This window comes from Amycolatopsis tolypomycina (assembly GCF_900105945.1).
In the GTDB taxonomy this organism is placed as follows: Bacteria; Actinomycetota; Actinomycetes; order Mycobacteriales; family Pseudonocardiaceae; genus Amycolatopsis; species Amycolatopsis tolypomycina.
In genome coordinates, this window is sequence record NZ_FNSO01000004.1 from 5,242,741 (window position 1) to 5,261,178 (window position 18,438).

Annotated in this window: 12 protein-coding genes and 3 rRNA genes; 2 read left to right on the forward strand and 13 right to left on the reverse strand. The window is 67.8% G+C overall.

Annotated features, from left to right (window positions below):
• Position 1: 1 nt before the first annotated feature.
• The 3 genes from BLW76_RS33505 to BLW76_RS33515 all read right to left on the reverse strand — a co-directional run bounded on the left by BLW76_RS33505 (position 2) and on the right by BLW76_RS33515 (position 3,407).
• Positions 2-952: a copper transporter gene (locus BLW76_RS33505; RefSeq protein WP_091315040.1), complete on the reverse strand. Its 951-nt coding sequence runs from the start codon at positions 950-952 to the stop codon at positions 2-4.
• On the reverse strand, positions 949-2,133 hold the full coding sequence (gene steA, locus BLW76_RS33510) for a putative cytokinetic ring protein SteA (RefSeq protein WP_091315043.1): 1,185 nt from the start codon (positions 2,131-2,133) through the stop codon (positions 949-951). Before steA ends, BLW76_RS33505 begins: the two co-directional genes overlap by 4 nt.
• 98 nt (positions 2,134-2,231) lie before the next feature.
• Positions 2,232-3,407, reverse strand: a complete 1,176-nt coding sequence (locus BLW76_RS33515; RefSeq protein ID WP_091315046.1) for a DUF1266 domain-containing protein — start codon at positions 3,405-3,407, stop codon at positions 2,232-2,234.
• Positions 3,408-3,970: 563 nt separating this feature from the next.
• Between BLW76_RS33515 and BLW76_RS33525 the strand changes: the two genes are divergently transcribed.
• On the forward strand, positions 3,971-4,588 hold the full coding sequence (locus tag BLW76_RS33525; protein WP_091315048.1) for a VOC family protein: 618 nt from the start codon (positions 3,971-3,973) through the stop codon (positions 4,586-4,588).
• Between the two features lie 36 nt (positions 4,589-4,624).
• On the opposite strand, the gene recN is transcribed toward BLW76_RS33525, so the two are convergent.
• From recN to BLW76_RS50080, 6 genes are all read right to left on the reverse strand, one after another.
• Complete coding sequence (gene recN / locus BLW76_RS33530) at positions 4,625-6,403, reverse strand: DNA repair protein RecN (protein ID WP_167385036.1); 1,779 nt, start codon at positions 6,401-6,403, stop codon at positions 4,625-4,627.
• A 90-nt stretch (positions 6,404-6,493) separates the two neighbouring features.
• A complete protein-coding gene (locus tag BLW76_RS33535; RefSeq protein WP_091315053.1) occupies positions 6,494-7,420 on the reverse strand; it encodes an NAD kinase in 927 nt (308 codons plus the stop codon).
• Positions 7,417-8,244, reverse strand: coding sequence for a TlyA family RNA methyltransferase (locus tag BLW76_RS33540; RefSeq protein ID WP_091315056.1), 828 nt, complete (start codon positions 8,242-8,244; stop codon positions 7,417-7,419). Before BLW76_RS33540 ends, BLW76_RS33535 begins: the two co-directional genes overlap by 4 nt.
• Positions 8,245-8,249: 5 nt before the next feature.
• Positions 8,250-8,447 (reverse strand): hypothetical protein, encoded by a 198-nt coding sequence (locus tag BLW76_RS33545; RefSeq protein WP_043774930.1) that lies wholly within the window; start codon positions 8,445-8,447, stop codon positions 8,250-8,252.
• 17 nt (positions 8,448-8,464) lie between these two features.
• Entirely contained in the window at positions 8,465-9,430 is a 966-nt protein-coding gene (locus tag BLW76_RS33550; RefSeq protein ID WP_091315058.1) for an HAD-IIA family hydrolase, read from the reverse strand.
• Entirely contained in the window at positions 9,423-9,992 is a 570-nt protein-coding gene (locus tag BLW76_RS50080; protein ID WP_244170439.1) for a hypothetical protein, read from the reverse strand. The genes BLW76_RS33550 and BLW76_RS50080 overlap by 8 nt, the downstream gene beginning before the upstream one ends.
• Positions 9,993-10,022: 30 nt before the next feature.
• Between BLW76_RS50080 and BLW76_RS50085 the strand changes: the two genes are divergently transcribed.
• Positions 10,023-11,570 (forward strand): hypothetical protein, encoded by a 1,548-nt coding sequence (locus BLW76_RS50085; protein ID WP_167384568.1) that lies wholly within the window; start codon positions 10,023-10,025, stop codon positions 11,568-11,570.
• 119 nt (positions 11,571-11,689) lie between these two features.
• On the opposite strand, the gene rrf is transcribed toward BLW76_RS50085, so the two are convergent.
• The 4 genes from rrf to tyrS form a co-directional block, all read right to left on the reverse strand.
• A 5S ribosomal RNA gene (rrf, locus tag BLW76_RS33560) occupies positions 11,690-11,806 on the reverse strand.
• Positions 11,807-11,862: 56 nt separating this feature from the next.
• Positions 11,863-14,979: ribosomal RNA gene (locus tag BLW76_RS33565) — 23S ribosomal RNA — on the reverse strand.
• A gap of 313 nt (positions 14,980-15,292) precedes the next feature.
• A 16S ribosomal RNA gene (locus BLW76_RS33570) occupies positions 15,293-16,811 on the reverse strand.
• Together the 16S, 23S and 5S rRNA genes form the textbook arrangement of a ribosomal RNA operon.
• A 347-nt stretch (positions 16,812-17,158) precedes the next feature.
• Positions 17,159-18,433, reverse strand: a complete 1,275-nt coding sequence (gene tyrS, locus BLW76_RS33575; RefSeq protein WP_091315060.1) for a tyrosine--tRNA ligase — start codon at positions 18,431-18,433, stop codon at positions 17,159-17,161.
• Between the last annotated feature and the right edge of the window lie 5 nt (positions 18,434-18,438).

Sequence of the window (18,438 nt, forward strand, 5' to 3'; positions counted from 1 at the left end):
GTCAGTTGCCGGCCGGTGCGGTGACGCCCGGGGCCGGTGCCTGCGCGTTGCCCGCCACGCCGTAGCGGCCCGCGCCGCCGTCGAGCTGCTCCTTCAGGGCCAGCACCGCGCTCACCCGGCCCGCCGAGGAGTCGATGTTGTCCACTGTGGACAGGATGGACGTCGCCGAGGTGTCGGCGCGGACCACGCCCAGCGCGCCGGTGCCGTCCGCCGAACCGGGGTCGCCCGCCAGGACCGTGCCCGCGCCGCCGCGGTCGAGCTGCGTGGCGAACCGGGCGATCGTCGCCGCGCGGTCGCCCGCGCCGTCGCCGCTCGCCTGCGCGCCGGTGAGCACGATCGCCAGCTGCGCCGGCTTGACGTCCTGGCCCGCCTTGACGAACCCGCCGTCGGTGAGCCCGCCCAGCGCCGCCGCCAGTTCCTCGCCCGAGGACTGCGGTTTCGCCGTGGTCTTGTCCAGCAGCAGCACGGAGCCGAGCAGCGCGCCGGCGAGCGTGCCGGAGTCCCCCGCCGTCGGGAACTTCGAGCCGGCCGGCTGCAGCCGCGTGACGACGTCGCGGAGCTGGTCGGCCTTCTCCGGGTCGGCGAACGCCGCGGTCAGCTGCACCTCACCGGTCACCGCGGCACCGGCCTGGCCGATCAGCTGCTTGAGCGCGTCGCGGTCGGCCGGGCGCGCGTCCTCGGTCGTCACGAGCACCACCGACCGCTTGTCCAGCGTGCCGGCCACGACCTTCGGACCCATCGAGCCGGCGAAGGCGTCGGCGTCGGCCAGCCGGGCGTTGAGCGCGTTGCGCTGCGCCTCCAGGTCGGCGACCTGGGTGCCGAGGTCCTTCTTCTCCCCCGCCAGCCCGGACAGCAGCGTGCCGTTGAGCGCCGTCGAGCCGAGCACGACGCCGACGGCCAGCGCGAGGAAGCAGGCGGCGATGGAAACGACGTGGTACCGCAGCGAAATCACGTGAACAGTCCCTTGACCCAGGCGGTGAACGAGTTCCAGGTGCCCTTGAGCCAGTCCAGGTAGACGGAGCCCACATCGGACACCAGCAGGGCCGCGGCGACCACCACGACCGCGGCGAGCACGAGCAGGACGACCGCCCCGATCGACACCCGGTTGCGGTGCAGCGTCGCCACCGCCTTGCCGTCGACGAGCTTCGTGCCGAGTTTCAGCCGCGTCAGGAACGTCGACGGGTTCGAGCCGGACCGGCCGTGGTCGAGGAACTCGCGCAGCGTGGCCTGGAAGCCGACGGTCACGACCAGGCTGGCGCCGTGCGCGTCGGCCAGCAGCAGCGCGAGGTCTTCGGCGTTGCCCGACGCCGGGAACGTCACCGCGCCGATGCCGAGGTCCTGGATCCGCTCGACGCCGGGGGCGTGCCCGTCCGGCGCGGCGGGCACGACGACCTCGCCGCCGCCGCGCAGCGTCGCGGTGCCGATGCCCGTCGGGTCGCCGACCACGACGTCCGGCTTGTAGCCCTGCACGCGCAGGGTGTCGGCGCCGGCGTCGACCCCGATCATGACCGGGCGGTGCTCGGCGATGTACTTCTTGAGCTTCTTGAGGTCCTCGGCGTGCCCGTTGCCGCCCGCGACGACCAGCACGTGCCGGTCCCGCAGCGGCACCTTCAGCTCCGGGACGCCGACGCCGTCGAGGATCAGCGTGCGTTCGCGGCGCAGGAACTCGATGGTGTTCGCCGAGAACGCCTCCAGCTGCGTCGACATCCCGGCCTTGGCCTCGATCATCTGGTCGGCGACGCTCTCGGCGGTCTGCTCGATACCGGAGGCGACCTGCCGCTCGCCGATGTAGACGACGCCGTCGAGCAGCCGCAGCTTCGTGCCGTCCTTGATCGAGCGCAGCAGCTCGCCGCCGACCGAGTCGACGAGCGGGATGCCGGCCGCGACGAGGATCTCCGGTCCCATGTTCGGGAACCGGCCGGAGATCGACGGCGACGCGTTGACCACGCCGGCGACCTCGGCCTCGACGAGGGCGTCGGCCGTCGCCCGGTCGAGGTCCAGCTGGTCGAGCACGACGATGTCGCCGGGACTGATCCGGCGCAGCAGCTCCCGGGTCCGGCGGTCCACCCGGGCGACCCCGGTGATCCCCGGCAGGGGTTCCTGATTCCGCGTGAGCAGACCCGTGAGCTTCATGTGGCCGATGGTGACAAATTTGCTCGTGGGACGATGCTCGCCACGCCGTAGCCGCCGTGACTCGTTGTGGTGAGCCCGGTCGCCCTCCCCCGCGCGGGTCAGGCTTCGGACTCCTCCGACAGCGAGCCGAAATCGAGGTTCAACCAGGGGCTCGCCGGGTCCTGAAGGAGCTGGTGGTGGACGCGCACGGCCGCCGGGTACCACTCGCCGAAGTCGTCTTCGCCGCCGTGCAGCACCCGGCCCATGACGTATCCCGCCGACAGGTCGGCCCATGACTGGTGGTAGCGGCGGGCCAGCGATCCGGCTTCGAGGACCATCAGCTCGGCGCTCAGCGCGTCGCAGTAGCCGGCCGCCAGCCCGGCGCGCGCGATGGCGACCGCGCGGCCGATGTCCCACGACAGCGCCGTCGTCACGCACCCGTCCCCGTCGACCAGGCCGTCGGCGCGCAACCGCCGCTCGTACCGGGACACCCGGCGGACGGTGTCCCGCAGCTCCTCGGCCTGGTCGGCGGCGTCGTTCTCGGTACACCACCGGTCCACCAGCTGCGCCCAGGTCAGCGGGTCGAACTCGGCGCCCGGCAGGCCGTACTCGGCGGCGAACCGCAGGCGCAGCATGAGGACCAGGTTGCCGGGCGTCAGCGCGTAGCCGTCGCCGATCAGGCCGGTCATGGTCGCGCGCCAGCCGGGCGGGTCGGGCACGCCCCACCAGTCGCGCAGGGCCCGCACCTCGGCGACGTAGTCGTGGTAGCGGGCGTCCAGGAGGTTCCAGGGTGCCGCGTTGAGCACGGCCAGGTGCGCGCCGCAGGCCAGCGCGTGCGCGATCGGCCCTTCGAGGTGCCCGTACGGCGCGGTGATCAGCCGCTCGACCTGCTCTTCCAGCGGCGTGACGTCGTCGGCGTGCGCGTCGAGCCACGGCTGCAGCGTCGCGCCCGGCAGCCGCCACTCGCCGCGGGTGCCGCGGTTGAACACCACGCGCTCGTGCCGCCCGACGCCGTCAACTGCCCAGTCGAGCGCGCCGCTCATCGCCACGACGTCCGGCCCCAGGTCGGGCAGCGCGCCGCGGGTGAAGACCTGCAGGAACTCGTCGCCGCCGGTCTCGTGGTAGACGTTCGGGAAGGTCTCCGCCCGCTCGTCGAGGATGCTGCGGGCGTCCACCCGCCGGATCGGCACGAACAGCTCTTCCCCGGCGAGCAGGCCGAGGTAACGATCGAGGTCGCCGTCCCGCCGGGCGGCGGCCAGCTGCGCTTCGACATCGGCGGGCGGCGGCAGGATCACGGGCGGCTCCCTCCGCTCGGCCGGTCAGCACGACGGGCCTGCCCGCCGTCCGGTTGTGCTCCAGGTCGTCGTGCGCCTGCCTGATCTCCGCCATCGAGCGGCAGGTTGTCCGCCTCACCACCATAAGCGGTCGACCGCACCCCGGCGGGAAGGAAGCCGATCGGATAGGAGTTCGAGATCGTCCACCGGGCGGCCCGGGTCCCCGCGAGCTCGGGAGCCGAACCGGATTCGATCATTTCACCCGACGGGTACTCGATTTCCCGGAGCGCTTTTTACTATTCATTTACCCAAGGCGCTTTCGTCGTTGCCGGGCACCTTCCGGAATTCTTGTTGGAAACTGACAGACCACGCTCCCAGCAGGCGAAAGGCCGTGTCCTGGGCCATTTGCCGCAGTGGTGACTGTAAGTTCTCACCCCGTACCTGAAGGCTGCCACAATTCTCAGGAAGATTAATCGCGAGTACGCCGGATACTGGGTCGCACAGCCGACGGCTGTGCAATGCATCCTCGTGGGGGGGCGATCGCATTGTGCCACCAGTTTTTCACGCCACCCAGGAGTCTGCCCATGCTGTCCAGCGATGCCGGCGTTGCCGGAACCGGCGCGGTGCCGGGCGTTCCCACCCTGCCCGACGTCCCGGCGCCGCGCATCGCCGCCGCGCTCGAGGGCCTCCCGCGGCCCGCGGTGCGAACCGGCTTCAACCACGCCGCCCTGTCCGTGACCGACCTCGACCGCGCGGTCGGCTGGTACCAGCACGTCTTCGGGCTCAAGCTGCTGCTCGGCCCGTTCGCGATCAGCAGCGACGCGCCCGGCGGCGGGCCCGCGTCCGACATCTACGGCGAGGGGTGGCAGAGCGCCCGGATCGCGCACCTGGTGATGCCGGGCGGCACCGGGATCGAGCTGTTCGAGTTCACCGGCCCGGTCGCCGAGCGGCGCGTCGAGAACTTCGACTACTGGCGCACCGGCATCTTCCACATCTGCTTCACGGTCGAAAACGTCGAGGAGACCGCCAAGCGCATCACGCTGTTCGGCGGCCGCCAGCGCAGCAAGATCCACCAGGTCGGGCCGGAATCGTGGTTCTGCTTCTGCGAGGACCCGTTCGGCAACGTGCTCGAGCTCGTCGACCAGACCTTCGAGCAGCTGTTCACCCCGCCGCCGGGCGTCGAGGACCCCGACGCCTGCTGAACCGGCGCTCGCTGGGGCACCCCGGTGCCCCAGCGGCTACTTCTTCTTGGCCCGCTTGCGCTTCGGCGCGAACTCGGCCTTGTCCTTTTCGGCCGTCGCGAGCAGTTCCTCGGCGTGCGCGCGGCCCGTCTCGTTGTCCAGGCCGGCGAGCATCCGGGCCAGCTCGCTGACCCGCTCCGCCGGCGCGAGGTTCTTCACGCCGCTGCGCGTCACGCCGCCGCTGTGGCCCTTGTCCACCACCAGGTGCTGGTCGGCGAACGCGGCGACCTGCGGCAGGTGCGTGACCACCAGGACCTGGTGGGTGCGCGCCAGCCGGGCCAGCCGCCTGCCGATCTCGACCGCCGCGCGGCCGCCGACCCCGGCGTCGACCTCGTCGAACACCAGGGTCTGCACGGTGTCCGCGTGCGCGAGGACGACCTCGATCGCGAGCATCACCCGCGACAGCTCACCACCCGAGGCGGCCTTGTGCACCGGCAGCGGCGGGGCGCCGTCGTGCGCGCGCAGCAGCAGCTCGACGTCGTCGACGCCGTCCGGGCCCGCGTGCACCGCGCGGCCGTCGATCGTCAGCGCGTGTGTGTCGCCGTGCTCGGCGGGGCGCTGCTCGACCGTCACCTCGATCGCCGCCTGGCCCATCGCCAGCCCGGACAGCTCGCGGGTGATCTCCGCGGCCAGCTCCGCCGCGGCCGTCTCGCGGGCACCCGACACCTCGGCGGCGTGCGCGGCCAGCTGGATCGCGAGCTGGTCGCGCCGCAGTGCCAGCTCGGCGAGCGCCTCTTCCGAGGTGTCCATGGTTTCCAGCCGGCGCCGGGCGTCGTCGGCCCAGGCGAGCACGCCGTCGACGTCCGCGGCGTACTTGCGCGTGAGCCGCTTGAGGTCGGCCTGGCGGGCCAGCACCTTCTCCAGCAGGGCCGGGTCGGCGTCCAGCGTCTCGACGTAGGTGCCCAGCTCGGCCCCGACGTCGGAAAGCAGCACCGACGCCTCTTCCAGCCGCGGCGCCAGCTCGCGCAGCACCGAGTCCTCGGAGGTCGAGAGGCGCCGCAGTGCCTCCCCGACCAGGCCCAGCGCGCCCGGCGCGTCCGGGTCGCCGTCCGGGGAGCCGGACACCGCGACGTGCGCCTCGGTCGCGGCCGCGCGCAGCTCGTCGACCGCCGCGAGCCGCTTGATCTGCGCGGTGAGCTCGTCGTCCTCGCCCGGTTCCGGCGCGACGGCGTCGATCTCGGTCAGCCCGTGTTTCAGCAGGTCGGCCTGCTGGGCCATCTCCCGCGAGCGCGTCGACCGCTCGGTGAGCTCGGCGATCACCGCCAGCCACTCCGACCGGATCTCCTGGTAGGCGCGCAGCGGTTTCGCCACGGCGTCGCCGGCGAACCGGTCGATGACCGCGCGCTGCTCGGCCGGGCGCAGCAGGCGCAGCTGGTCGTTCTGCCCGTGGACGGCGATCAGCTGCTCGGACAGCTCGGCGAGCACGCCGACGGGCACGGACCGGCCGCCGAGGTGGGCGCGCGAGCGTCCGTCGACGGCGACCGCGCGCAACGCGATCACGCTGCCGTCCTCGTCGACGTCCGCACCCGAATCGGCGACGATCCGCTCGGCGCCTTCGACGCCGGCGTAGGTGAACCGCCCTTCGACGAACGCCTTGAGCATTCCCGTCCGGACCTTGGACACCTCGGCCCGGCCCCCGGACAGCAGGTGCAGCCCGGTGACGACCATGGTCTTGCCCGCACCCGTCTCACCGGTCACGACGGTGAAGCCCGCGTGCAGTTCCAGCAGGGCGTCCTCGATGACTCCGAGGCCCTGGATGCGCATCTCGGCCAGCACGCCGCCTACGGTAGCGGCCACCACCGACACTCTGCGCGCCCGGGACCCCGGCGCGTCGCCGATATGTTCGAAGAAAGCGGTGAGCGGCGCTTACTCGCAGGGGCGCGCGTGCCGCTCCCGCCAGCTCTTCACCGGCAGCGAGAACTTCTGCACCAGCCGGTCGGTGAACGGGCCGTCCCATAGCCGGACCAGCCGCACCGGCGTCTTGCCGCAGGTCACCCTCACCCGCGCGCCCGGCGGCAGGTCGATCGGCCGGGCCCCGTCGCAGGTCAGCACGGCCGACGAGCCGTCCGGGTCGATCCCGACGGTGATCACCGAGTCGCGCGACACGACCAGCGGCCGCGCGAACATGGCGTGCGCGTTGCTCGGCACGACGAGCAGCGCCTGGACGTCCGGCCAGATGATCGGGCCGCCCGCCGAGAACGCGTACGCCGTGGAGCCGGTCGGTGTGGCGCAGAGCACACCGTCGCAGCCGAACGCGGACACCGGACGGCCGTCGACCTCGATCAGCGCGTCCAGCACCCGCTCGCGAGTGCTCTTTTCGACGCTGGCTTCGTTGAGCGCCCAGGTGCGGGCGACCTCTTCGCCGTCGTGGGTGACGGTGACGTCGATGGTCATCCGCTCTTCGACCTGGTAGTCGCCGTCGACGACCCGCTGGACGGTGTCGGCCAGCGCGTCGGAGTCGGCTTCGGCGAGGAAGCCGACGCGTCCGAGGTTCACGCCCAGCACGGGCACCCCGGCCGGGCGGGCCAGCTCGGCCGCGCGCAGCAGCGTGCCGTCGCCACCGAGGACGAAGACCAGCTCGACGCCGTCGGCGGGGTTGTCGTCCGGGTCGACGACGGTGCAGGTCGCGCCGACGCCGTGCTGCTCGGGGTTGATCAGCGCGCAGACGTCGTGTTCGGTCACCCGGATCCGGATGCCGGCCTTGGCGAAGCGCGCCGAAACCTCGCGCGCGGCTTCGCCGGTCGCGTCGCGATCGGGGTGCACCATGAGGAGCACTTCACGTTCGGTGGTCATGCGGGCCCTTCCTCGACGGCGGTCCGGACGAGCCGCTCGGCCTCAGACCTGTCTACCGCGTCCACAGTGGACTCGGCCACACGTTCTTTCTTGAGCCACACGAAGTACTCGACGTTCCCGGACGGCCCGGGCAGCGGGCTGGCGGTCACCCCGCGCAGCGCGAGCCCGAGTTTCGCGGCTTCGTCGATGACGGTGAGCACGGATTCGGCGCGCAGCTCGGGGTCCCGGACGACGCCGCCGCTGCCGAGCCGGTCCTTGCCCACCTCGAACTGCGGCTTGACCATCGGCACCAGATCGGCGCCTTCGCGCGCGCAGGCCGCGAGGGCGGGCAGCACGAGTTTGAGGGAGATGAAGCTCAGGTCCCCGACGACGAGGTCGACCTGCCCACCGAGGTCGTCGGGCGTGAGGTTGCGGACGTTGGTGCGATCCATGACCACTACACGTACGTCGGTGCGGATTCGCCAGTCGAGCAGGCCACGACCCACGTCGGCGGCGATCACGGTGGCGGCGCCGTTGCGCAGCAGCACGTCCGTGAACCCGCCGGTGGACGCACCGGCGTCGAGGCAGCGCTTGCCTTCGACGCTCAGGTCGGTGAAGGCTTCCAGCGCGCCGAGCAGCTTGTGCGCGCCGCGCGAGGCCCAGCCGGGGTCGTCTTCGTCCTTGACGACGATGGGCGCGTCGGTTTCCACGCCGGTGGCGGGCTTGGTGGCGACCATGCCGCGCACGGTGACCTTGCCGCCGGTGATCAGGGCCGACGCCTGTTCGCGCGACCGGGCGAGGCCGCGCCGAACCAGTTCCGCGTCGAGGCGGGCCCGCTTGGGCACGCCGCTCAGACCTTGTCGATGCTGGACAGGGCGACCGTCAGCTCGGTGTGCACGGCGTCGAAGCGCTCGACGTGCTCCGCGAGCGGCAGCGCGTCCAGGTCGTCCAGCCCGGCGACGGCTTCGTCGATGCCGGCCCGCGGGTCGGTCTGCTGCGAGAACGAACCGGGCGGCGGGCCCGGGACGGGGTAGGGATGGTCCTGCACAGTGCAGACGGTATCAGTCAGGACAGTGCGGCCTCGGCGCGCTCGCCGAGTTCGGTGACGCCGGTCTCCCACGCCGTGTCGCACAGCGCGCGGAGCAGGTCGAGCTCCTCGCCGTCGCCTTCGGCGATGAGGACGCCGTCCTCGACGGTCACGGTCCAGCCCGGCCGCGGGCCGATCCGGAGGTCTTCGGCCGGCTCGGTCAGCCCCGTGAGGTCGCGGGCGAGGAACGTGCCCCGCTCGGCCGGGATGGCCTCGATCAGCTGCTTCGGCGTCGCGACCCCGGACAGGACGACCAGGGAGTCGATGCCCGCGGCGACCGCACCGGCGATGTCGGTGTCGAGCCGGTCCCCGACCACCAGGGGCCGCTGCGCGCCCACCGACCGCGCGGCGGTCTCGAACAGCAGCGGCTGCGGCTTCCCGGCGACGAGCGGCACGACATCGGTGGCGGTGCGCAGCGCGGCGACCATCGAGCCGTTGCCGGGCAGCAGCCCGCGTTCGCTGGGCAGGGTCGCGTCGACGTTGCAGGCCACCCAGAGCGCGCCCGCCCGGATGGCCAGGCAGGCCTCGGCGAGCGCGGCCCAGGTGTTGTCCGGCGAGTGCCCCTGCACGACGGCCTGGACGCGGTCGCCGTTCTTCCGCACCGGCTTCAGCCCCGCCCGGGCGACCTCGTCGGCGAGCGCCCTGGTGCCGACGACGAGGACTTCCGCGCCTTCGGGGAGCCGCTCGGCCAGCAGCTGCACGCCGGCCTGGGCGCTGGTGTGCACCTCATCGGTCTCGGCGGGCATGCCGAGACCGGTGAGGTGCGCGACGACCTCGTCCGGAGCCTTGGAGGCGTTGTTCGTGACGAACCGGACGGGGGTGCCGTGCTCCCGCGCGGCCCGCACCGTCTCCGGGGCGCCCGGGATCACCCGGGTGCCGTGGTAGACGGTGCCGTCGAGGTCGAAGAGGACCGCGTCGTAGGCCGCGAGGAGGGCGTCACTCATCGGTCGCTTCGGTGTCCTTTTCCTCGGTGTCCTCGGCCTTGGCGTCGGTCTCGGCGTCGGCCTTGGCGTCGGTCTCGGCCGGGTTCTTGTCCTGGTTCGACAGCTCGGCGGCCCGCTCGGCGGCGTCGGTGTCGTCTTCGGCGTCGGCCTCGGCGGCGTTGAGGAACCACCGGATGGCCTCGTCCTTGCGCCCGGCGGCCTCGAGGTTGTCGGCGTAGGCGTAGAAGAGGCGAGCGCTCCACGGGTCGCGCTTCTCGGCCTTGAGGTCGTCACCCTGCAGCGAAACGACGGCGGCATCGAGCTGCCCGAGGTCCCGCCGCGCCCCGGCCGCGACGATCGCGAGCTCGACCTGGGTGGCCTTGGTCAGCTTCGCGGTGTCGGTTTCCTTGGCCAGGTCGAGGGCCCGTTCGGGCCGGCCGAGCGCGCGCTCGGCGTCGGCGATGATGGCGATGTGCTCGTCGCTGCGGGTCATCCGCCGGACGGCCCGCAGTTCGGAGAGCGCTTCGGACCAGTTGCCGGCGTGGTAGGCGACCAGCCCGAGGGCTTCGCGCACGATGGGCACGCGCGAGGCCTTGGCCTTGGCGTACTTGGCGTGTTCGAGAGCGGCCTCGGGATCGCTGTCGATGAGCCCCCCGGCGGCGACGAGGTGCTTCCCGACGGTCTCGGCCAGCCCCTTCGGAAGGGTCCGCAGCTCACGGCGGGCGTCCTCGTCGAGGTCGGAGAACTCGACGTCTTCGGGCAGCTCGGGAGCTTCGAGGAGTTCCTTGGCGAGAGCCTCGTCATCGAGCGGCGCGCCGACCTTGGGACGCGGGTTGCCGCGGGGACGGTCCTTGCGGTCGCCCTGGGGGCGGCTGTCGCGGTCGTAGCGCTTGCCGGAGTCGCGGAAGGTGCCACCGGTGCGCTCGCCGCGGTTCTCGCGGCTGTCCCGGTTTTCGCGGCTGTCCCGGTTGTCGCGGCTGTCGTCGCGGCCCTGGTAGCTGCCCCGGTCACCGCGCGAGTCGTCGCGGCGGTCGTCGGAGCGGAAGCCACCGGTACGGGGACCGCGGTCATCGTCGCGACGGTCGCTCCCACGGCCGCGGTCATCCGAACGGAAACCGCCCGGACGGGTGGTCCGGTCGTCGCGCCGCTGGTAGCCGCCCCGATCGCTGTCACGACGGTCGCCACCGCGATCATCGGACCGGAAGCCGCCCGTGCGGGGGCCCCGGTCGTCATCGCGACGCTGATACCCATCCCGGTCACCGCCGCGACCGCGGTCATCGGAACGGAAACCGCCGGTGCGGGGACCGCGGTCGTCATCGCGACGCTGGTAACCACCCCGGTCACCACTGCGGCCGCGGTCATCGGAACGGAAGCCACCGGTGCGGGAACCGCGGTCGTCGTCGCGACGGTCACGCCCACGGTCGTCCGAGCGGAAACCGCCGGCGCGGGGGCCACGGTCATCGTCGCGGCGCTGGTAGCTGCCGCGTGCATCGTCACGACGGTCGTTCCCGCTACGGCCGCGGTCGTCCGAGCGGAAGCCTCCGGTGCGGGCGCCACGGTTGTCGTCGCGCCGCTGGTAGCCACCGCGGTCGTTGTCGCGGCGGTCGCGGTCGTCCGAGCGGAAGCCGCCCGGGCGGGTGGTGCGGTCGTCGTCGCGGCGGTTGTTGTCCCAGCGGGGCTTGCGGTCGCCGTACGAGGACTTGCCCTGGGGGCGACCGCCGCGGTCGTCGTAGCTGCGGCTCGAGCTGTCGTTGCGGGTGCCGGAACGGCTGTTGCCCCGGTCTTCGTAGCGGCCACCGGACCGGCCGGCGCCGCGGTCTTCGTAGCGGCCGCCGCCCGAGCGGCTCGGGCCGTCGGAGAAGCGGCTGCCGCCCGGCCGGCCGCCGGTGTCGCGGCTGCCGTACCCGCCCCGGCGGTCGTCGCTGCGGCCCTGACCTGCGTAACCTCCGCGCTGATCGCGGTCACGGGGACCGTCGCCGCCGCGGAAGGGCTTGCCGCCGCCGCGGACGCCGCGGTCGTCGCGGCGCGGGCGCCCCTGGTAGCCACCGTCGCGGCCGCCGCGGTCCTGCCGCGCGCCGCCCTGGCTCTTCCGGGGTCCGTCCGACCGGCCCCGGGAGCCTTCGTCCCGGCGTGCCGACCGGCCGGACCCATCATCCGCTGAGTCTCGTCGACCGAACTCGGACACCTGGCCTCCTGCCGTGAAAAATCTTGTTCTGGACATACGCGTACGGCCCGCTAGGGCAGCCAACTGGCTATCCTAACGGGCCGTACGGAAGGTAAGTTCGGCGGTGTCCTACTCTCCCACAACCCTTCGGTTGCAGTACCATCGGCGCTGTCAGGCTTAGCTTCCGGGTTCGGAATGGGACCGGGCGTTTCCCTGACGCTATAACCACCGAAACACTACGAAACACGCATGGTGTCTCAGAGCTGTAGAGTGGATGCGTAACATCTTCGTAGGCAAGTCCTCGGCCTATTAGTACCAGTCAACTCGACAACACATTACTGTGCTTCCATTTCTGGCCTATCAACCCAATGGTCTGTTGGGGGCCTTAACCCACATGGGGTGGGATACCTCATCTTGGAACAGGCTTCCCGCTTAGATGCCTTCAGCGGTTATCCCTTCCGAACGTGGCCAACCAGCCATGCCCTTGGCAGAACAACTGGCACACCAGAGGTTCGTCCGTCCCGGTCCTCTCGTACTAGGGACAGCCTTCCTCAAGTATCCTACGCGCGCGGCGGATAGGGACCGAACTGTCTCACGACGTTCTAAACCCAGCTCGCGTGCCGCTTTAATGGGCGAACAGCCCAACCCTTGGGACCTACTCCGGCCCCAGGATGCGACGAGCCGACATCGAGGTGCCAAACCATGCCGTCGATATGGACTCTTGGGCAAGATCAGCCTGTTATCCCCGGGGTACCTTTTATCCGTTGAGCGACACCCCTTCCACCAGGAGGTGCCGGATCACTAGTCCCGACTTTCGTCCCTGCTCGACATGTCTGTCTCACAGTCAAGCTCCCTTGTGCACTTGCACTCAACACCTGATTGCCAACCAGGCTGAGGGAACCTTTGGGCGCCTCCGTTACTCTTTAGGAGGCAACCGCCCCAGTTAAACTACCCATCAGGCACTGTCCCTGAACCAGATCATGGTCCGAGGTTCAGATTCCCAATTCGACCAGAGTGGTATTTCAACAACGACTCCACAACAACTAGCGTTGCCGCTTCACAGTCTCCCACCTATCCTACACAAGCCGAACCGAAAACCAATACCAAACTATAGTAAAGGTCCCGGGGTCTTTCCGTCCTGCCGCGCGTAACGAGCATCTTTACTCGTAGTGCAATTTCGCCGGGCCTGTGGTTGAGACAGCCGGAAAGTCGTTACGCCATTCGTGCAGGTCGGAACTTACCCGACAAGGAATTTCGCTACCTTAGGATGGTTATAGTTACCACCGCCGTTTACTGGCGCTTAAATTCTCAGCTTCGCCCCGAAAGGCTAACCGGTCCTCTTAACGTTCCAGCACCGGGCAGGCGTCAGTCCATATACATCGTCTTGCGACTTCGCATGGACCTGTGTTTTTAGTAAACAGTCGCTTTCCGCTGGTCTCTGCGGCCACCCACCCCTAGCCTGTAAAAAGCTTCAGGATGTTTGGCCCCCCTTCTCCCGAAGTTACGGGGGCATTTTGCCGAGTTCCTTAACCACAGTTCACCCGATCGCCTTGGTATTCTCTACCTGACCACCTGTGTTGGTTTGGGGTACGGGCCGTGCATGCACTCACTAGAGGCTTTTCTCGGCAGCATAGGATCACTCTACTTCGCCTCAAACGGCTACACATCACGTCTCAGCCTCATGGAACACGGATTTGCCTATGTTCCGGCCTACACGCTTATACCAGGACAACCATCGCCTGGCGGAGCTACCTTCCTGCGTCACCCCATCGCTTGACTACTACGAAATCAGGTCCCACGCTCCACACACCACCCTCCGTCCGAAGACATTGGGCGATGGCTTTGGGTGGTTAGTATCAAACGCCTCGTCATGGGCGCACATGCTCGGGTACGGGAATATCAACCCGTTGTCCATCGACTACGCCTGTCGGCCTCGCCTTAGGTCCCGACTTACCCTGGGCGGATTAGCCTGGCCCAGGAACCCTTGGTCATCCGGCGGCAGAGTTTCTCACTCTGCATTCGCTACTCATGCCTGCATTCTCACTCCCACACCCTCCACGACTGGCTTCCGCCGCCGCTTCCCTGGATGCAGGACGCTCCCCTACCCATCCGTGCCACTAGACAACACCCTCAAGGAGTGAAGCCGATGTATTGCACGAATGACACAGCTTCGGCGGTGTGCTTAAGCCCCGCTACATTGTCGGCGCAGGACCACTTGACCAGTGAGCTATTACGCACTCTTTCAAGGGTGGCTGCTTCTAAGCCAACCTCCTGGTTGTCTGGGCAATCCCACATCCTTTCCCACTGAGCACACACTTAGGGGCCTTAGCTGGTGTTCTGGGCTGTTTCCCTCTCGACGACGAAGCTTATCCCCCGCCGTCTCACTGCCACGCTCTCACTAACCGGTATTCGGAGTTTGGTTGATTTCGGTAACCCGGTAAGGCCCCTAGACCATCCAGTAGCTCTACCCCCGGCAAGAAACACGTGACGCTGCACCTAAATGCATTTCGGGGAGAACCAGCTATCACGGAGTTTGATTGGCCTTTCACCCCTACCCACAGCTCATCCCCTCAGTTTTCAACCTAAGTGGGTTCGGGCCTCCACGACGTCTTACCGTCGCTTCACCCTGGCCATGGGTAGATCACTCCGCTTCGGGTCTAGACCACGCGACTCATACGCCCTATTCAGACTCGCTTTCGCTACGGCTACCCCACACGGGTTAACCTCGCCACGCAGCACTAACTCGCAGGCTCATTCTTCAAAAGGCACGCCATCACCCAAAGGCTCTGACGGCTTGTAGGCACACGGTTTCAGGTACTCTTTCACTCCCCTCCCGGGGTACTTTTCATCTTTCCCTCACGGTACTCGTCCGCTATCGGTCTTCAGGAAGTATTTAGGCTTACCGGGTGGTCCCGGCAGATTCACAGCAAATTCCACGAGCTCGCTGCTACTCGGGAACACCAAACAAACAACCAACAATGCGTTTTCGCGTACGGGGCTCTCACCCACTCCGGCCGCCCATCCCAAGGCGTTCCACTAACACACGTGATCATTCCGAGGACTGTCAGATCCTCGACGCTGGGTCCCACAACACCGCCTGCACAACGCCTGACAGCTTGACATACAAACGGTTTAGCCTCTTCCGCTTTCGCTCGCCACTACTCACGGAATCACGGTTGTTTTCTCTTCCTGCGGGTACTGAGATGTTTCACTTCCCCGCGTTCCCTCCACACACCCTATATATTCAGGTGCGGGTAACACCACATCACTGGTGCTGGGTTTCCCCATTCGGAAATCCTCGGATCACAGCTCGGTTGACAGCTCCCCGAGGCATATCGCAGCCTCCCACGTCCTTCATCGGCTCCTGAAGCCAAGACATCCACCATGTGCCCTTAACAACTTGACCACAAAGATGCTCGCATCCACTCTACAGTTCTCAAACACCACACCAGAAACAAACGCGTTCCCAGGGCAGAAGCCCTGAGGCGTGTTGCCTCAGGACCCAACAGTGTGCACAGCGAACAACCCACCACCCAGCTCCACGACCGGAGTTCCACGCGAAGCAAGCTCCGCAGTACTAGCCGGCGGTGTCACAACCGCGGTGAGCCATAACCAGTAGTTCCACAATTCCTTGAGCAACCATCGCAGGAACACAGTCGGTTCCTAAGTGATGGCCACTCCCGGTCACCGAGGTGATCGGGATGTGTTGTGCTCCTTAGAAAGGAGGTGATCCAGCCGCACCTTCCGGTACGGCTACCTTGTTACGACTTCGTCCCAATCGCCAGTCCCACCTTCGACCACTCCCTCCCCGAAGGGTTGGGCCATGGGCTTCGGGTGTTACCGACTTTCATGACGTGACGGGCGGTGTGTACAAGGCCCGGGAACGTATTCACCGCAGCGTTGCTGATCTGCGATTACTAGCGACTCCGACTTCACGCAGTCGAGTTGCAGACTGCGATCCGAACTGAGACCGGCTTTAAGGGATTCGCTCCACCTCGCGGTATCGCAGCCCTCTGTACCAGCCATTGTAGCATGTGTGAAGCCCTGGACATAAGGGGCATGATGACTTGACGTCATCCCCACCTTCCTCCGAGTTGACCCCGGCAGTCTCCCACGAGTCCCCGCCATAACGCGCTGGCAACGTAGGATAAGGGTTGCGCTCGTTGCGGGACTTAACCCAACATCTCACGACACGAGCTGACGACAGCCATGCACCACCTGTACACCAACCACAAGGGAAGCCCCATCTCTGGGGATGTCTGGCGCATGTCAAGCCCAGGTAAGGTTCTTCGCGTTGCATCGAATTAATCCACATGCTCCGCCGCTTGTGCGGGCCCCCGTCAATTCCTTTGAGTTTTAGCCTTGCGGCCGTACTCCCCAGGCGGGGCGCTTAATGCGTTAGCTACGGCACGGACAACGTGGATGTCGCCCACACCTAGCGCCCAACGTTTACAGCGTGGACTACCAGGGTATCTAATCCTGTTCGCTCCCCACGCTTTCGCTCCTCAGCGTCAGTATCGGCCCAGAGACCCGCCTTCGCCACCGGTGTTCCTCCTGATATCTGCGCATTTCACCGCTACACCAGGAATTCCAGTCTCCCCTACCGAACTCAAGTCTGCCCGTATCGACCGCACGCTCCACGTTAAGCGTGGAGATTTCACGGCCGACGCGACAAACCGCCTACGAGCTCTTTACGCCCAATAAATCCGGACAACGCTCGCACCCTACGTATTACCGCGGCTGCTGGCACGTAGTTAGCCGGTGCTTCTTATCCAGGTACCGTCACTTGCGCTTCGTCCCTGGCGAAAGAGGTTTACAACCCGAAGGCCGTCATCCCTCACGCGGCGTCGCTGCATCAGGCTTGCGCCCATTGTGCAATATTCCCCACTGCTGCCTCCCGTAGGAGTCTGGGCCGTGTCTCAGTCCCAGTGTGGCCGGTCACCCTCTCAGGCCGGCTACCCGTCGTCGCCTTGGTAGGCCACTACCCCACCAACAAGCTGATAGGCCGCGGGTTCATCCTGCACCGCCAGAACTTTCAACAACCCCCCATGCGAGAGATTGTGATATCCGGTATTAGACCTCGTTTCCAAGGCTTATCCCAGAGTGCAGGGCAGATTACCCACGTGTTACTCACCCGTTCGCCACTCATCCACACCCGAAGGTGCTTCAGCGTTCGACTTGCATGTGTTAAGCACGCCGCCAGCGTTCGTCCTGAGCCAGGATCAAACTCTCCAACAATGAATAGTTTAATCGAGGCAATTTCTTGCTTCTCAAAGGAAACCCCGACGAGGGGGTTTCATATAAGCTCTACTGGCTTAGTTCACTAGCACACTGTTGAGTTCTCAAGCAACACACCCCGAGTCCGCCGCGATCAAGCAGCTCGCTCGAAGCGAGTCATTCCTAGCAGTTTTTGGTGGGACACCCACTCAATCGCGATCCGCGAGAGCTTGGTTCGTGTCCCGGTGGCCACCCGGTTTCCCTGGCGACTTGGAGAACTTTACACCCCCTCCGAGGGCCCGGAACAGGGGGGTCCCTTAACCGCGTTCCCGCAGGTCAGGGCCCTGTTTCGGGCCACCGGGGGCCGGTCAGCCGCCGAGCGCGACGCCGGCGACGTTGCGCTTGCCCTTGCGGACGACGAGCCACTTGCCGTGGAGGGCGTCCTCGCGGGACGGCTTCCACTCCTCGTCCGCGATCTTCACGTTGTTCACGTACGCCCCGCCCTCCTTGAGGGTGCGGCGCGCGGCGCCCTTGCTGTCGACCAGCCCGCCGGCGAGCAGCAGGTCGACGATCGTCGGCTCGCCGGCCGGGTCGACCTTGCCGTTCGGGACCTCGGACATCACGGCGTCGAGGGTGCGCTCGTCCAGGTCGCCGAGTTCGCCGCGGCCGAACAGGGCCTGGCTGGCGTTGATGACCTGCCGGGTCTGCTCCTCGCCGTGCACCAGCATGGTGAACTCCTCCGCCAGCCGCTTCTGCGCGGCCCGCAGGTGGGGGCGCTGTTCGGTGTCCTCCGCCAGCGCGGCGATCTCCTCCTGGCCGAGGAAGGTGAACATCCGCAGGTAGCGGACGACGTCGGCGTCACCCACATTGACGAAGTACTGGTACCAGGCGTATGGCGAGGTCATCTCCGGATCGAGCCAGACGTTCCCGCCGCCGGTGGACTTGCCGAACTTGCGCCCCTCGGCGTCGGTGACCAGGGGCGCGGTCAGCGCGTGCACGCTCGCGCCGTCGGTCCGCCGGATCAGGTCGACGCCGCCGACGAGGTTGCCCCACTGGTCGGACCCGCCGACCTGCAGCTTGCAGCCGTACTGGCGGTGCAGCTGCAGGTAGTCCTGCGACTGCAGGAGCAGGTAGCTGAACTCGGTGTACGACATGCCGTCGCCCTCGAGCCGGCGCTTCACCGTCTCCCGGTTCAGCATGACGTTGATCGAGAAGTGCTTCCCGACGTCGCGCAGGAACTCCAGGGACGTCTGCTGCCCGGTCCAGTTCAGGTTGTTCTCGACGATCGCTCCGGTCGGCGAGTCGTCGAAGTCGACGAACCGTTCGAGCTGGCCGCGGATGCGCCCGGCCCACTCGGCGACGACGTCGAGCGTGTTCAGCGTGCGCTCCCCGGTGTCGCGCGGGTCGCCGATCATCCCGGTCGCGCCGCCGGCCAGCACGATCGGCCGGTGCCCCGCGCGCTGGAAGCGCTTGAGCATGAGCAGCGGGACGAGGTTGCCGGCGTGCAGGCTGGGCGCGGTCGGGTCGAAGCCGCAATAGAGCGTCACGGGACCCTGGTCGAGCTCACGCCGGAGGGCGTCGATGTCGGTGGACTGCGCGATCAGGCCGCGCCAGGACAGCTCGTCGAGGATGTGTTCGCTCACGCCTG

Excerpts from the sequence above, each read along its gene's own strand:
- steA (WP_091315043.1), bottom strand. The coding sequence starts at position 2,133 with ATGAAGCTCACGGGTCTGCTCACGCGGAATCAGGAACCCCTGCCGGGG.
- BLW76_RS33525 (WP_091315048.1), top strand. The coding sequence starts at position 3,971 with ATGCTGTCCAGCGATGCCGGCGTTGCCGGAACCGGCGCGGTGCCGGGC.
- BLW76_RS33535 (WP_091315053.1), bottom strand. The coding sequence starts at position 7,420 with ATGACCACCGAACGTGAAGTGCTCCTCATGGTGCACCCCGATCGCGAC.
- BLW76_RS33550 (WP_091315058.1), bottom strand. The coding sequence starts at position 9,430 with ATGAGTGACGCCCTCCTCGCGGCCTACGACGCGGTCCTCTTCGACCTC.